Below are 14,917 nucleotides of genomic sequence, written 5' to 3' on the forward strand. Positions count from 1 at the left end.
GCGTGGTACTCATTTGCCCTGCTGCCAGCTATACACGAAGTTGTTATCCGGCAGTTTGGTGAAGTTTTTGATGATGTGATGGTAGGTCGCATCCGGGTTCAAATCCGCAAACGCCTGCGGATAGATATCTTTCGCCAGATATTCCATGCCGACAATATTGTACGGATGGTTATAGAAGTGGTGGTAAACGCCATATACACGTTTGGCGCTGACCGCCGGGATCTGTGCGATGCCAGTACGTTGCAGCAAGATATGCGCCTGGTTGTTCACCTCACTCTGCGACACATTCAGACCGAGCGGCAGCACCTGACTGTTGCCCCGTTTTGAGCCGGTCATGATATAGACATCCGGGTTGACGCTGATGATTTTCTCCAGCGAAATAAACCCGGTTGCGCCCGGCAGCAGTTCCGAGCCCAGGTTCTTCGCGCCGACCGCTTCAACCAGCCCGCCCCAACCGCTGTGCCCGTGGGTAAAGCAGCAGCTCTCCGCGTTACCGGCCAGCGCTTCGACAAATACCTTCGGTTTCGGATTGATGGCCGCTGTTTTCTGCTCAATCGCCGCCAGTTGCTGACGATAATACGCAGTGTAGGCCGCTGCGTTGCTTTCACGGTTAATCACTTTGCCCAGCAGATCGATACTCGGTGCGGTGTCTTTTGCCGGGTTCACTTCATAATCAACAAACACCACCGGAATGTGCAGCGCGGTCAGTTTAGCCAGTACGCCGCTATCGGCCAGCGCCGGTTTCGCGCGCAGTTGCGCAATCATCAGATCCGGCTGTTTTGCCAGCACACTTTCCAGATCAACATTGCCTTTATCGCTAAAGCCCATGTCCATAATGCGGGTCGCTTCCGGCCACTGGGTTTTCAGCATTTCCCAGGTGGCAATGTCCTGTTTTTTCGCCAGGTTGTTCCATGCCACCAGCCGTTTAAACGGGTTGTCGCGATCCAGCAGCGCCATCGTCATGATGTCGCGCCCGTCTTGCAAAATAATGCGTTGCGGCTCGTGTTCAATGGTCACGTTGCGGCCATCGAAATCGGTAACGGTGAGCGGATATTGCGTGGCGTGTGCCAGCATGGGAACAGCGAGAAAAGCGGAGAGCGCGAGCGTAAAGATTGATTTCCCTTGCATAAAAAAACAACCCTGCTGATAGTCAGATATTAATGATTTTGATAATTATTATCATGTCAAATTAAACGAAACATATACAACATCAAAAAACAGGCTGACCGCAACCCCGCGTTAACATCCTGATTCGTTTTCTCTTTTGCTGACATCGTTTCTTACGGATTTTCACCGGCGCGATGGATTACCTTCGTGCTTTGCCAAAAACCTGCGGAAACCGCCGATGAAATACTCCCTGCTTCTCTTGCTGATAACCTTTATCTCCAGCGTGCGGGCTGATGATGCCGTCAAACTTCACTGCCCGACACGCGGCAACCTGACGGTCTCTTTTTTTAACTACAACCTGATAACCATGAAGTGGAGCGACCATTTTCAGGTCGCGGCGGGGAAAGAGCACAGCAAAACTAAAGCGGGCGTGCCGTTCTGGAGCACCACCTTTGGCAACGGCGACAACTTAGCCTTTTTCCCGGATTCCGGTCAGTACTATCTGTTTTATGCTGGCGCGAGTGCGCCGGAGCAGTGCAGCGAAGTAGGCAGTTTTGTCTATCCGGTGATCACGCCGCCGCGCTATGACAAAAACGCCGCGGCGCCGCAAAGCCAGGCCAGCACCCTTGATAAGGATGTTATTTTGCTGCATCCGGCAACATAAATTACCCCTACCCAATTCTGTAGCCTCCCTTTGTGGCGTGCCGCAAGGCGTGTATGCTGCCCCGGCGCTAACGCTTACAGGGAGCAACCATGCAAAAGGTTATTGTGCTGTTTTTTATCGTGCTGCTGGGTGGCTGCGCGACGACGACCCCGATGCCGAAATGGGACAAAATCACTGAACTTGAAGTGCGCCAGGATCGCATCACCGCTTATTCCAGCCATTACGCCTACAACTTCATCCGTAACGATCCGCATGCAGATGCCTACGCCCGGTATGCAGAGTTTTATCAGGAGTTTGCCAGCCATGTTCCTGGCGTTGCCGTGAACTTTGTGGTGAAAGACGAAAAGGTGACGGCGGAGTACAAAGCGTTCGTTGATGCCTCCGGCCTCAGTGCCGCACAAATTGAGCGCCTGCGTTATCACTATGGCGCAAACATTATTGAACCGAATAAAAAGCTGGTGGTGACCTTCAGAGCGCAGGGGGATGTGGTCTATATTCTGCAACACCCGCCCGGCCCCGACACCCGTACGCTGGAAAAACCGGTGACCGTGACAATTAACGACACCACCGAACAGAACGTCTCGTGGGTGGCTCCCTTACTGATCCCCGCGTTTCCGTTAATTATGATCTACGGCTGCGCCACCGGGCCCTGTGTGTGATCGGCACGGTTGATCGAATAAGTCACCGCCATCTGACAAGCAGACGTCGGTGTTGACGCCGGATAACGGTTATCCGGCCTGTCGCGTTGCGCTTAGCGTGGCTGGAATATTCCGTTTGCCACATCGGCAGGCATCACCACGCCGCTGTCCAGCACCCAGCCGCTGATAAGTGCCGCCGGTGTGACATCAAACGCCGGGTTGTAAACCCGCGCGTTTTCCGGTGCCCAGTTTACCGCGCCAAAACTCCCGGCCACGCCGGTCACCTCTGCGGCAGCGCGCTGCTCGATGGGAATGGCATCCCCGTTCGGGCAGTGCGGGTCAAGCGTCGTTTGCGGCGCAGCCACATAAAACGGCACGTTGTGGAATTTCGCCAGTACCGCCAGCGAATAGGTGCCGATTTTGTTCGCCACATCACCATTGGCAGCAATGCGATCTGCGCCCACCCATACCGCATCCACCTGCCCTTTCGCCATCAGGCTGGCGGCCATTGAATCGGTAATTAACTGATACGGCACGCCCAGCTCGCCCAGTTCCCAGGCGGTCAAACGCCCGCCCTGCAACAGAGGACGGGTTTCATCCACCCACACATTCGCCACTTTGCCCTGCTGATGGGCGAGCGCAATAACACCCAGCGCGGTGCCGACGCCAGCTGTCGCCAGCCCGCCGGTATTGCAGTGGGTCAGCAAGCGGCTGCCCGGCGTCACCAGCGCGCTACCGGCATTGGCGATGTTGTCGCAGAGCGCTTTATCTTCCTCAATAAGCCGCAGTGCTTCGGCGCTTAACGCCGCCACAAAATGCTCCTGTGCGAGCGCCTGTTTCATGCGATCGAGGTTATTCATCAGGTTCACCGCCGTCGGACGCGCGGCACGCAGCGTTTCCAGCGCCTGCGCCAGTTGATCGCGGTTTGCGCCCTGCTCTGCCAACAGCGCCAGTAGCAAGCTCGCAGAAAGGCCAATCAACGGTGCTCCGCGCACGCGCAGGGCATGAATATGGCCGACAAGTTCTTCTACCGTACTGGCCGGTAGCCACTGTTTCTGCTGCGGTAAGGCCTGTTGGTCGAGAATAAATAATTGATTGTCGGTGACTCGCAGGCTGGTGGTCTGTAATGGCTGCATAGCGTTAAATCCCTGTTGCGTTGTTGTAGCGTATTGTGTCAGGATGAATTACAGATGTATAGACGTCTAAATGGCTTTATTAGCAAAAGAGGATCGAGGCAATGTCGCAATACCGTACCTTCTCCGCCCGCGATGCCGTGGCGTATGCACAACAATTTGGCGGCCTGGACAACCCGTCCGAACTGGTGGACGCGCAGGAGGTGGGCGACGGTAACCTCAATCTGGTGTTCAAAATTTTTGACAACCAGGGCGTGAGCCGCATTATCGTCAAACAGGCGCTGCCGTATGTGCGCTGCGTCGGTGAGTCCTGGCCGTTAACGCTCGATCGCGCCCGGCTGGAAGCGCAAACGCTGGTGGAACACTACCAGCACAGCCCGCAGCATACAGTGAAAATCCACCACTTCGACCCGCAACTGGCGGTGATGGTGATGGAAGACCTCTCCGATCATAAAATTTGGCGCGGCGAACTCATTAACAATGTGTTTTACCCGCACGCCGCTGCGCAACTGGGTGAATACCTGGCGCAGGTACTATTTCACACCAGCGATTTTTATCTGCATCCGCATGCCAAAAAAGCGCTGGTCGCGCAGTTCATCAACCCGGAAATGTGCGAAATCACCGAAGATCTGTTCTTCAACGACCCTTACCAGATTCATGAGCGCAACAACTACCCGGCCGAGCTGGAAGCCGATGTCGCCGCCCTGCGCGATGACACGCAACTGAAACTGGCGGTGGCGGCACTCAAACACCGCTTCTTCTCCCACGCCGAAGCGCTGTTGCACGGCGATATTCACAGCGGCTCAATTTTTGTCGCCGAGGGTCGCCTGAAAGCGATTGACGCCGAGTTTGGTTACGTCGGCCCGATCGGTTTTGATATCGGCACCGCCATCGGCAATCTGCTGCTCAACTACTGTGGTTTACCGGGGCATCTGGGCATTCGCGATGCGGCCAGCGCGCGGGAACAGCGTCTGACCGATATTCAAACCTTGTGGACCACCTTCGCCGAGCGCTTTCAGGCACTGGCGAGTGAGAAAACCCGCGACGCGGCGCTAGCACAACCGGGCTACGCCAGCGCTTTCCTGAAAAAAGTATGGACTGACGCGATCGGTTTTTGCGGCACCGAGCTCATTCGCCGCAGCGTCGGGCTTTCGCACGTCGCCGATATCGACACCATCAAAGACGAAGCGATGCGCCACGCCTGCCTGCGTCATGCGATTACACTCGGCAAAGCTCTGATTGTCATTGCTGAGCGCATTGATAACGTCGATGAGCTGATTGCTCGCGTGCGCCAGTACAGCTAATACGGTTCTCTCCCCCTTACGGGGGAGAGAACATTGCTACCCCAGATACTCAATCACCGACAGCCCACCGTTGTAATCGGTGCTGTAGATAATGCCGTTCGCATCCACAAACACATCGCAGGACTGAATAACGCGCGGGCGTCCAGGCCGCGTATCCATCATCTTTTGCGGCGCGGCAGGCACCAGCGCGCCAGTTTCCACCGGACGATACGGGTTGGAGATATCGTAAGCCCGTACGCCAGCGTTCTGGTACGTGGCGAAAATCAGCGTCGAACTGATAAAGCTGCCGGGGCGGTTTTCGTGCAGGTTGTGCGGCCCGAAATGCGCCCCTTTCGCCACATAATCGGTTTCGTCCGGTTGCGGAAAGGTGGAGATGCTTACCGGATTTGACGGCTCACGAATATCAAACAGCCAGATCAGCTTCTCGCCATCTTCCTGATTGTCGAGCACCGCTTCATCCAGCACCACCAGCAAGTCCCTGTCCGGCAGTGGCAGTGCGGTGTGCGTGCCACCGCCAAACGGCGGGCTCCAGTTGCGGTGGCTGATCAGCTTCGGCTGCGTTCTGTCTTTCACATCCAGCAGCGTTAAACCGCCATCGCGCCAGCTACCGTACGCCGTATCCCCGGCGATAATCGCGTGGTGTAGCGCATAACGTTTGCCTTCCGGCCACGCTGGCGTTTCCCCTGCGGCCTGGTTCATACCCGGTAGCCACCAGCGCCCGGCCACCTGCGGTTTACGCGGATCGGCCAGATCAATGGTCAGGAAGATGTAGTCGGTAAAACCGTCGATCAACGCCGAGACATACGCCCAGCGCCCGCCCACATACCAGATGCGATGAATGCCGATGCCGTTAAGCGACAGGAAGCTGATTTCACGCGGTTTATCGGGCGTGGAGATATCAAAAATGCGCAGCCCGGCGCTCCAGCCTTTGTCCTGCACATCGCTAACCGTCTCGCCGACCGAACGGGTGTAATAGACCTTTTCATCGGCAAAGCGCGCATCAGCGAACAGATCGCGGGCGTTGATCACCAGCAACAAGTCGTCGTGGGCTTGCAGATGCACATTCCAGGTGCCCGGCGGTGCCGGTACATAACCGGCGGCTTTCGGGTTTTTCGGGTCGCGCACATCCACAATCGAAAACCCCTGCGACACCATATGCCCGATATAGGCAAAGCCGCGATGCACCATCAGTTGCACGCCGTCCGGGCGTCCGCCCTGGTCGCTGTGACCAATCAGCCGCATATTGCGGCTGTATTCGGGTCGCGGTATTTCACTCGCCATGTCCATTCCTTACTTGTTTTTCGCTTCCAGCGTGGCGAACCACGGCGCGATAAAATCTTCCGTCTGGCCCCAGCCCGGGATGATTTTGCCAAGCGACGCCACGTTCACCGCGCCCGGCTGGCTCGCCAGCAGCGCTTGCGGAATAGCAGCGGCTTTAAAGTCATACGTCGCTGGCGTCTGTTCACCGGCGATTTTGTTGGCGATGAGGCGCACGTTGGTCGCGCCAATCAGTTTCGGATCCACCGCCACGCTCACTTTCCACGGGCTGCCCGACTCGCGCATCAATTGCAGATCCTGATTAGAAACGTCGATGCTGTAGAGTTTGATTTCGGTGCGACCGTTCTCTTTCAGCGCTTTATACGCCCCCTGGCTGAACGCATCCCAGGTGCCCCAAATCGCATCAATCTGCCCTTTCGGGTACTTCGCCAGCACCGCGCCCACTTTGTTGGCCGTGTCGCCCTGCACATCAGAAGAGACCGCGCCAATCGACTCCAGCTCTTTGATGCCAGGGTTGGCTTTCAGCAGTTCGGCGTAGGCGGCCTGGCGGCGCTCCATCGGCGGGAAACCGGCAACCCACAATTTGATAATGTTGGCTTTGCCGTTGAAATCTTTCACCAGCTCGCCAAAGGAGAGTTTGGTCAGCGAGGCGTCATCCTGCTGCGTAACCGTCACCCCCGGAATGTCACCGTTGACGGCGGTATCAAACACCGCCACTTTGATGCCCGCAGCCACCGCTTTTTTAATCAGATCGGTGGAGTACGGATCGCGCCCCTGCGACAGAATAATGCCGTCATACTTCTGGCTTATCGCCTGGTTAACGAAGTCCTGGAATTTGGCATCATCGCCGTTACTCAAAAAAGTGCTGATTTTAAAGCCGAGCTTTTTGCCTTCCTGCAACGCGCCGGAGACAAACTGCGTGGTGTTATCGTCCGAACCAAGGTTGCGGATAAGCGCAATGCGTATCGGGCCTTGATGGTTAGCAATGGCATCCGGCACCGGCGCAGGTGTGGTGGCGTGGCCTGGCAGCGCGCTCAGTAAGCCCAGCGCCAGCAGTGAGAGTGCAATTTTTTTCATCTGTTTTCCCCTGGAGAATTAACGACGCTGGAAGTAAGTCAACGCAAGAGCACCGGCCAGCACCAGCCCCTTAATAATGTCCATCGCGTAATAGGGCACCGACAGCATCACCAGCCCGTTTTGCAGCACGCCGAGAATAACCGCTCCCACCAGCGTGCCGAGCGCATTCGGTTTGCCGGAACCGGCGAGTGAAAAACCGATCCACGCCGCCGCTACCGCATCCATCAAATAACCACCACCGGCGTTGACCTGCGAAGAGCCAATGCGTGACGCCAGCAGAATGCCGCCAAGCCCGGCGAGCAGCGAAGCAATGACATACGCCGCCACTTTGTAGCGCGTGGTGCGAATGCCGGAAAGACGTGCCGCTTCCGGGTTGCCGCCAATGGCATACATGCGGCGACCATGGGTGGTCAGCGACAAACCCAACTGCGCAACCACCGTCACCACCAGCATAATGACCACAATAGTTGGCACCTGGCCGAGCAGGCCAAACGCCGCCGGAATGGTGCCTTCTGCCATATCCCCGCTCGGCAACACCATATTTTCGGTAATCGAGCCGCCATAGCTGTAGGTCATCGCCACGCCCTGAATCACAAACAGGCTGCCGAGCGTCGCCAGCATGTCCGGGATGCGCAGCACCACAATCAAAAAGGCGTTAAACAAGCCCACCAGCGTGCAGAGCGCCAGTGTGATAATGATGGCTTCGGTGGTGCCAACGCCGTGCCAGACAAACAGTGAAATCACTAGCGCGTTTGCCAGCGAAGCGGTCGAGCCGACCGACAGATCAAATCCGCCGATGGTCAGTGAGATGGAAACGCCAATCGCGATTACCGTGACAATGGCGATCGAGCGCAAAATGTTGATGATGTTGAACGGATCGAGGAAGTTGTCCGACGCCACGCCAAATATGGCGACAAGCGCGACCACGGTAAGCAACATGCCCCATTTATAAAGAAAATCAAAAAACTGCTGGCGGGGCGTTACCGCCGCATTGACTGAAAGGGCCTTACTCACGGCGCCGTTCCTCCGGTGGAATAATAAAGAAGCGTCTCTTCGCGGGCATCCTCGCCCTGCACTTCTGCCACAATGCGCCCGTCCCACAGCACACAAATCCGATCACACAACCCCACCAGTTCGGCGAATTCGCCCGAGGCGTAAATCACCCCTTTGCCCTCGCGCGCCAGCCCGTCAATCAACTGGAACAGGTCGGTTTTCGCTTTCACGTCCACGCCTTTGGTTGGTTCATCAAAAATCACCACATTGGCGTTACCGCGTAGCCATTTGCCAATCGCCACTTTCTGCTGATTGCCGCCGGAAAGGCGGCGCAGCGTCTGCCCTGGCCCGCTGGTGCGCACGCCAACGCGGGCAATCACTTCCTGCGCCCAGCGCCAGGCCTGGCGATGCGCAAAAAATCCCCAGCGCGAGAAACTGTTATCCGCGCTGATCGACAAATTCATGCTCACCGGCTCATCAATAAAAATGCCCTCTTTGCGCCGCTCTTCCGGCACCAGCGCCAGCCCGCGCATCACGGAATCGGCCGGATCGCGCGGTCGCCACGGCTGGCTGTTTAGCTCGCCACGATTAATACGGCTTTTGCTTGCGCCGAACAGGGCTTTGCATAGCTCGGTTTTTCCGGCTCCCGCCAGCCCGGCAATGCCCAGAATTTCCCCTTTGCGCAGGCGCAACGAGATATCTTTCAGCAACCCTTCGTCATGCAAACCGTCAATGCTTAACAACACTTCATCACTGTGCGGCGGACGTGCAGGCGGGTAAATGTCGCTCAGTTCGTGACCGAGCATTTTCTCGACAATCGCTTCGCCGCTCAGCTCGCTCATTGGGCCGGATTCAATTAATTTGCCGTCGCGCAGCACCGTTAAGGTGTCGCAAATCGCTTTCAACTCGTGAATGCGGTGCGAGATAAACACCACGCCAATGCCCTGCTGTTGCAGACGTTTAACCACGGTGAACAAGCGCTCACTTTCGTGCTGGTCGAGCGGCGCGGTAGGCTCATCAAGAATTAAAAAACGGCAGTGGTGCGAAAGCGCGCGCGCCAGCAGGATCTGCTGCTTCTCCGCCAGCGTGCAGCTATCGATCGAACGTTTTACATCAAACATTACATCGAGTTGCGCCAGCGCCTCGCGCGCCGATTTTCGGATCTCGCCCCAGCGAAAACGATGTCCGCCTTCCGCCAGCGTATCGAGCATGATGTTCTCGGCAATGCTTAAGCCGGGGATCAGCGCCACATCGACTTCCTGCTGCACCAGGTGAATGCCGAACTGTTTGGCATCACGCGGGGTACGAACCGACACCGCCTGATTGTTGATGGCTATTTCCCCTTCGTAATGGTCGTACGTACCGCACAGCACCGCCATCAGCGTCGATTTTCCTGCGCCGTTCGCACCGGTTAAGGCATGCACCGAACCGCCGCGCAGGGTGAAATCCACATGCGACAGCGCCTTAAAGCCGCCAAAGGCCAGGCTAATGCCGCGCATTTCGAGGTGGTTGCTGCTCATTCGCAAGGTGTTCCTGCAATTAATAGGTTGATTTAACGAATTTTTCACAGCCTCGCTTGACTGGCAACGACAGAAAATGCATAAGATAAAGCTAAAAATTATTAGCCATCCGGATGTCCAGACATAACATCAGGTTAGCGATCACGCACAAGGACACAACACATGAACAGCACTGATATCCGCGTCGTACCCGGCCCGGCTAACTACTTTTCTCACGCCGGTAGCCTCGCGCGTCTGCACGATTTCTTCAGCGAAGAACAACTGGCGCGCGCGGTATGGATCTATGGCGAGCGTGCCTTTGCCGGAGCAAAAGCGTTTCTGCCGCAAGGGTTTAACGCGCCGGGTGCAAAACACATTTTGTTTAAAGGCCACTGTAGCGAACACGACGTAAGCGAACTGGTACAGCAGGCGGGCGACGATCGCGCGGTAGTGATTGGGCTTGGCGGCGGCGCGCTATTGGATACCGCCAAAGCGGTGGCACGCCGTCTCGGTTTGCCGGTGGTTGCCATGCCGACCATTGCCGCCACCTGCGCGGCATGGACACCGCTGTCGGTCTGGTATAACGATGCCGGCCAGGCACTGCACTTTGAGATCTTCGACGACGCCAATTTCCTGGTGCTGGTTGAACCGCAAATCATCCTGAACGCGCCTGCGGAATATCTGCTGGCAGGCATCGGCGATACGCTGGCGAAGTGGTACGAAGCGGTGGTGTTAGCGCCGCAGCCGCAGCCGCTGCCGCTCACCGTGCGGCTGGGGATTAACGGCGCACTGGCGATCCGCGATGTGTTGCTGCAGAGCAGTGAACAAGCACTCGTCGACCAGCAACGGAGCGAGGAGACGCAGGCATTTCGCGATGTGGTGGATGCGATTATTGCCGGTGGCGGGATGGTTGGCGGCCTCGGCGAGCGTTACACCCGCGTCGCCGCCGCACACGCGGTACACAACGGTTTAACGGTGTTGCCGCAAACGGAGAAGTTTCTGCACGGCACCAAAGTGGCGTATGGCATTCTGGTGCAGAGTGCCCTGCTCGGCCAGGACGATGTGCTGGCACAGTTGATTAACGCCTATCAGCGTTTCAACCTGCCGACCTCGCTGGCAGCACTGGACGTGGACATTAATAACCGCGCGGAGCTGAATAAAGTGATTGCTCACACTCTGCGCCCGGTCGAGTCGATTCACTACCTGCCGGTGGAACTCTCCGTCGATACGCTACGCGCGGCGTTTGAAAAAGTGGAAGCGCTGTCGCGCTAATCACCCTTCTTTGCGTAATGCCGCCGGTAAACGCCTTACCGGCGGCATTTTCTTTTACGCCCGCAGCGGTGTACCGCGAACCGGGCGATCGCCCGCGACAAAGTAATCCGCATTGCTGCGCGGCAGCGGCGTGCGGCCACGGATATTATCGGCAATCTTCTCGCCAATCATAATGGTGGTGGCATTGAGGTTCCCGGTGATGATCAGCGGCATGATCGAGGCATCCACCACGCGCAAGGCTTCCAGCCCGTGAACACGTCCTTCGCCATCGACCACCGCCATCTCATCGCTGCCCATTTTGCAGGTGCCGCACGGGTGATACGCGGTTTCCGCATGGTTACGCACAAACTCGTCCAGTTGCTCATCGCTCTGGCACTCAATACCAGGGCTGATTTCCCGCCCGCGATACTTATCCAGCGCCGGCTGGTTGATGATTTGCCGGGTAATGCGGATCGCATCGCGGAACTCGTGCCAGTCCTGCTCATGGGCCATGTAATTAAACTGAATCGCCGGATGCTGGCGCGGATCGCGCGATTTCAGGCGCACAAAACCCCGGCTTGGCGAGCGCATGGAACCCACATGGCACTGGAAGCCGTGCGCTTCCACCGCATTCGAGCCGTTGTAGTTAATCGCCACCGGCAAAAAGTGGTACTGAATGTTCGGCCAGGCGAACTCATCGCGGCTGCGGATAAACCCGCCGCCCTCGAACTGATTACTGGCGCCAATCCCGGTGCCGTTAAACAGCCACTCCGCACCGATTTTCGGCTGGTTCCACCACTTCAGCGCCGGGTAGAGCGACACCGGTTCTTTACACTCATATTGCAGGTACATTTCCAGGTGATCCTGCAAGTTTTCGCCCACGCCCGGTAAATCGTGCACCAGCGGAATATCAAACTGTTTGAGTAGCTCAGCGGCACCGACGCCGGAGCGCTGCAAAATTTGCGGCGAGGCAATCGCTCCTGCGCAGAGCAGCACTTCCCGGCGCGCATGTACTTCATGCAGCGTGTCGCTGGAACCCTGCAAATAGGCCACGCCGATTGCGCGTTTGCCGTCAAACAGGATGCGATCGGTGGTGGCATGAGTAATGATTTTCAGGTTCGGTCGCGTTTTTGCCATATCGAGATAGCCGCGCGCGGTGCTGGAGCGGCGGCCTTTCGGCGTGACAAAGCGATCCATCGGACCAAAACCTTCCTGCTGGTAGCCGTTAAGATCATCAGTGCGCGGATAACCAGCCTGCACGCCCGCTTCGATCATCGCGGCAAACAGCGGGTTATTGCCCGGTTTACAGGTGGTGATGCTGACCGGGCCGTCGCCGCCGTGGTAATCGTTCGCGCCGATATCGCGCGTTTCCGATTTACGGTAATAGGGCAGACAATCCAGATAGCTCCAGCGCTCAAGACCCGGCTGCTGCGCCCAGTTATCAAGATCCATGGCGTTGCCACGGATGTAGCACATGCCGTTAATCAGCGATGAGCCGCCCAGCCCTTTGCCGCGTCCGCACTCCATGCGGCGATTATTCATGTGCGGCTCAGGCTCCGTTTCATAGGCCCAGTTGTAGCGCTTCCCCTGCAAAGGGTAAGCCAGCGCCGCAGGCATCTGCGTACGAAAATCAAAACGGTAATCGGGACCGCCCGCTTCCAGCAGCAGCACATTGACATCGCTGTCTTCGGTCAGCCTTGTTGCCAAAACGTTCCCTGCGGATCCGGCTCCAATGATGATGTAATCAAATTCCATTCGTCGCTCCTCAGGTTAAAACTTTATTCAAAATACGGACTGAAAACGGCTCAGCTCAAGCTGGACAGATTTGACCTGCGTGTAGTTTTGCAGCGTCATCAGGCCGTTTTCTCGCCCGATGCCAGAGTGCTTGTAGCCGCCCACCGGCATTTCAGCGGCGGATTCGCCCCAGGTGTTGATCCAGCAGATACCCGCTTCAATCTGGTGAATGACACGGTGCGCGCGGTTAAGATCCTGCGTCACAATACCCGCCGCCAGGCCGTAATCGGTGGCGTTGGCGCGGCGCACCGCTTCTTCTTCACTTTCATAGGTGAGAATCGACATCACCGGGCCGAAGATCTCTTCGCGCACGATGGTCATCTCATCGCGGCAATCGGTGAATACCGTGGGTTCTACCCACGCACCGTGGTCAAACTCACCGCCGGTCAGACGTTTACCGCCGCACAGCAAGCGTGCGCCTTCGTTGATGCCGGTTTCGATATAACGCATCACGTTGTCGCGGTGCGCGAAGCTGACCAGCGGCCCGAAATTGGTGTTCAGATCGTTGACATCACCGGCGTTAATGCGCGCCACGCGTTCAACAATTTTCGCTTCGAACGCGGTCTGCAAGGCCTTCGGAATAAACACGCGCGTGCCGTTGGTACACACCTGGCCGGAGCTATAGAAGTTCGCCATCATGGCGATATCGGCGGCGAGATCGAGATCGGCGTCGTCAAAGATAATCAGCGGCGATTTCCCGCCTAGCTCCATGGTCACTTCTTTCAGCGTCGAGCCAGCCGCATTCGCCATCACTTTCTTACCGCTGGCAACGCCGCCGGTGAAAGAGACTTTGTCGATGCCCGGATGCTCAGTCAGCAACTGGCCGGTGACCGCGCCGCTGCCGTTCAGCACGTTAAATACGCCGTCCGGCACGCCAGCTTCGCTGTAAATCTCCGCCAGTTTCAGCGCGGTGAGCGGCGTGACTTCGCTCGGTTTGAAGATCATGGCGTTTCCGGCCGCCAGCGCAGGCGCAGATTTCCACAACGCAATCTGAATTGGGTAGTTCCACGCGCCAATCCCGGCCACCACGCCAAGCGGTTCGCGGCGGGTGTAGACAAATGAGGTTTCGCGCAGCGGAATTTGCTGGCCTTCAAGCGAGGGGATAAGCCCCGCGTAATACTCCAGCACATCCGCGCCGGTGACGATATCGACGTCCTGGGTTTCGCTCAGCGGTTTGCCGGTATCCAGCGTTTCCAGTGCTGCCAACTCATCATTGCGCTCGCGCAGGATATCGACGGCGCGGCGCAGGATACGCGAGCGCTCCATGGCGGTCATCGCCGCCCAGATTTTCTGCCCTTTTTGCGCACTGGCAACGGCGCGATCGACATCGGCCTGCCCGGCTTCGTGCACTTCGGCCAGCACCTCGCCGTTCGCCGGGTTGATGGTCTGGAATGTGTTACCCGCCGCAGCCGGGACGTATTGACCATGGATATAGAGCTGCTGTTCTGCGAATCGGGACATACTTCCTCCTTCTCAGTGATTCGTCGCGCCAGCCAGTTGCTGGCGAATGAATTGGGTGGTGAGCGTTCTGGCAATGTCCAGGTTAAAGGGCTTGCCGCTCAGCGCCGCGCGAAGCCAGAGGCCATCGATCAGCGAAGCAAGGCCATGCGCCGCCAGCCGTGCCTGTTCGTGCGGCAGATCGCGGCGAAACTCCGCCGCCAGCGTGGAAAACAGTCGGCGACTGCTGACGCGCTCCAGGCGACCAAGCTGCGGCTGATGCATGCTGCTGGCCCAGAAATCGAGCCAGGCTTTCATCGCCGCGCTGTGTACCTGGCTGTCGTCAAAATTGCCTTCGACAATCGCCAGCAAACGCGTTTCGGTACTGGCCTGCGCGAGCGGTTTTAATCGCTGTGCCACGGCGTCGCGCAACTGGCGGGTGATGTCGCGCATGGTCGCTTCCAGCAGACCATTTTTGTCCCTGAAGTAGTGGCTGATGATGCCGGTCGATACGCCAGCGCGGCGCGCAATCTGTGCAATCGTGGCATCGTTAATGCCCACTTCGTTAATGGTACTCAGGGTCGCATCAATCAGCTGCCGACGGCGTATCGGCTGCATTCCCACCTTTGGCATGGCTCCATCTCCACCACAATGTAAGGACCTTATTTAATCTTTTTTTGATTGCACGTTCAATATAAAAAAAGATTTTGTTAGGATGTTGTGCTTCAATTGTTAAGCAAAC

Annotated in this window: 13 protein-coding genes; 4 read left to right on the forward strand and 9 right to left on the reverse strand. The window is 57.2% G+C overall.

Annotated features, from left to right (window positions below):
- Positions 1–9: 9 nt before the first annotated feature.
- Positions 10–1,128, reverse strand: coding sequence for an ABC transporter substrate-binding protein (locus C813_RS39680; RefSeq protein WP_017455828.1), 1,119 nt, complete (start codon positions 1,126–1,128; stop codon positions 10–12).
- A gap of 217 nt (positions 1,129–1,345) precedes the next feature.
- On the opposite strand from C813_RS39680, the gene C813_RS39685 reads away from it, so the two are divergent.
- Both C813_RS39685 and C813_RS39690 read left to right on the forward strand, forming a co-directional pair.
- Entirely contained in the window at positions 1,346–1,771 is a 426-nt protein-coding gene (locus C813_RS39685) for a hypothetical protein (RefSeq protein ID WP_017455827.1), read from the forward strand.
- Between the two features lie 89 nt (positions 1,772–1,860).
- Positions 1,861–2,430: a hypothetical protein gene (locus C813_RS39690; protein ID WP_017455826.1), complete on the forward strand. Its 570-nt coding sequence runs from the start codon at positions 1,861–1,863 to the stop codon at positions 2,428–2,430.
- 92 nt (positions 2,431–2,522) lie between these two features.
- On the opposite strand, the gene mtnA is transcribed toward C813_RS39690, so the two are convergent.
- The gene (gene mtnA / locus C813_RS39695) at positions 2,523–3,545 is read right to left on the reverse strand and encodes an S-methyl-5-thioribose-1-phosphate isomerase (protein WP_017455825.1); all 1,023 of its coding nucleotides are present in this window, start codon (positions 3,543–3,545) and stop codon (positions 2,523–2,525) included.
- A gap of 101 nt (positions 3,546–3,646) precedes the next feature.
- Between mtnA and mtnK the strand changes: the two genes are divergently transcribed.
- Complete coding sequence (mtnK, locus tag C813_RS39700; protein WP_017455824.1) at positions 3,647–4,846, forward strand: S-methyl-5-thioribose kinase; 1,200 nt, start codon at positions 3,647–3,649, stop codon at positions 4,844–4,846.
- A gap of 36 nt (positions 4,847–4,882) precedes the next feature.
- Here the strand turns inward: mtnK and C813_RS39705 are convergent, their stop codons facing one another.
- The 4 genes from C813_RS39705 to C813_RS39720 are packed head-to-tail and all read right to left on the reverse strand — an operon-like array spanning position 4,883 to position 9,714.
- Positions 4,883–6,127, reverse strand: a complete 1,245-nt coding sequence (locus C813_RS39705; protein WP_017455823.1) for an LVIVD repeat-containing protein — start codon at positions 6,125–6,127, stop codon at positions 4,883–4,885.
- Positions 6,128–6,136: 9 nt separating this feature from the next.
- Entirely contained in the window at positions 6,137–7,201 is a 1,065-nt protein-coding gene (locus C813_RS39710; protein ID WP_017455822.1) for a sugar ABC transporter substrate-binding protein, read from the reverse strand.
- An 18-nt stretch (positions 7,202–7,219) separates the two neighbouring features.
- The gene (locus tag C813_RS39715) at positions 7,220–8,215 is read right to left on the reverse strand and encodes an ABC transporter permease (protein WP_017455821.1); all 996 of its coding nucleotides are present in this window, start codon (positions 8,213–8,215) and stop codon (positions 7,220–7,222) included.
- Complete coding sequence (locus tag C813_RS39720; RefSeq protein ID WP_017455820.1) at positions 8,212–9,714, reverse strand: sugar ABC transporter ATP-binding protein; 1,503 nt, start codon at positions 9,712–9,714, stop codon at positions 8,212–8,214. Before C813_RS39720 ends, C813_RS39715 begins: the two co-directional genes overlap by 4 nt.
- A gap of 162 nt (positions 9,715–9,876) precedes the next feature.
- Between C813_RS39720 and C813_RS39725 the strand changes: the two genes are divergently transcribed.
- Positions 9,877–10,965, forward strand: a complete 1,089-nt coding sequence (locus C813_RS39725; protein ID WP_017455819.1) for an oxidoreductase — start codon at positions 9,877–9,879, stop codon at positions 10,963–10,965.
- A gap of 54 nt (positions 10,966–11,019) precedes the next feature.
- On the opposite strand, the gene betA is transcribed toward C813_RS39725, so the two are convergent.
- Genes betA through betI form a run of 3 tightly spaced genes read right to left on the reverse strand, consistent with a single transcriptional unit; the run spans position 11,020 to position 14,808 of the window.
- Positions 11,020–12,699 carry a choline dehydrogenase gene (gene betA / locus C813_RS39730; protein WP_017455818.1) on the reverse strand — a complete coding sequence of 560 codons (1,680 nt, stop codon included), beginning with the start codon at positions 12,697–12,699 and terminating at the stop codon, positions 11,020–11,022.
- 27 nt (positions 12,700–12,726) lie between these two features.
- Positions 12,727–14,199, reverse strand: coding sequence for a betaine-aldehyde dehydrogenase (betB, locus tag C813_RS39735; RefSeq protein WP_017455817.1), 1,473 nt, complete (start codon positions 14,197–14,199; stop codon positions 12,727–12,729).
- 12 nt (positions 14,200–14,211) lie between these two features.
- Positions 14,212–14,808, reverse strand: a complete 597-nt coding sequence (gene betI, locus C813_RS39740; RefSeq protein ID WP_017455816.1) for a transcriptional regulator BetI — start codon at positions 14,806–14,808, stop codon at positions 14,212–14,214.
- Positions 14,809–14,917 lie beyond the last annotated feature (109 nt).

Origin of the sequence: Kosakonia sacchari SP1 (genome assembly GCF_000300455.3) — a bacterium.
In the GTDB taxonomy this organism is placed as follows: Bacteria; Pseudomonadota; Gammaproteobacteria; order Enterobacterales; family Enterobacteriaceae; genus Kosakonia; species Kosakonia sacchari.

Coding starts and splice junctions, on each gene's coding strand:
- betI (WP_017455816.1), bottom strand. CDS start 14,808: ATGCCAAAGGTGGGAATGCAGCCGATACGCCGTCGGCAGCTGATTGAT.
- C813_RS39705 (WP_017455823.1), bottom strand. CDS start 6,127: ATGGCGAGTGAAATACCGCGACCCGAATACAGCCGCAATATGCGGCTG.
- C813_RS39685 (WP_017455827.1), top strand. CDS start 1,346: ATGAAATACTCCCTGCTTCTCTTGCTGATAACCTTTATCTCCAGCGTG.
- betB (WP_017455817.1), bottom strand. CDS start 14,199: ATGTCCCGATTCGCAGAACAGCAGCTCTATATCCATGGTCAATACGTC.
- C813_RS39725 (WP_017455819.1), top strand. CDS start 9,877: ATGAACAGCACTGATATCCGCGTCGTACCCGGCCCGGCTAACTACTTT.
- mtnA (WP_017455825.1), bottom strand. CDS start 3,545: ATGCAGCCATTACAGACCACCAGCCTGCGAGTCACCGACAATCAATTA.
- C813_RS39720 (WP_017455820.1), bottom strand. CDS start 9,714: ATGAGCAGCAACCACCTCGAAATGCGCGGCATTAGCCTGGCCTTTGGC.
- betA (WP_017455818.1), bottom strand. CDS start 12,699: ATGGAATTTGATTACATCATCATTGGAGCCGGATCCGCAGGGAACGTT.
- C813_RS39710 (WP_017455822.1), bottom strand. CDS start 7,201: ATGAAAAAAATTGCACTCTCACTGCTGGCGCTGGGCTTACTGAGCGCG.
- C813_RS39680 (WP_017455828.1), bottom strand. CDS start 1,128: ATGCAAGGGAAATCAATCTTTACGCTCGCGCTCTCCGCTTTTCTCGCT.
- C813_RS39690 (WP_017455826.1), top strand. CDS start 1,861: ATGCAAAAGGTTATTGTGCTGTTTTTTATCGTGCTGCTGGGTGGCTGC.
- mtnK (WP_017455824.1), top strand. CDS start 3,647: ATGTCGCAATACCGTACCTTCTCCGCCCGCGATGCCGTGGCGTATGCA.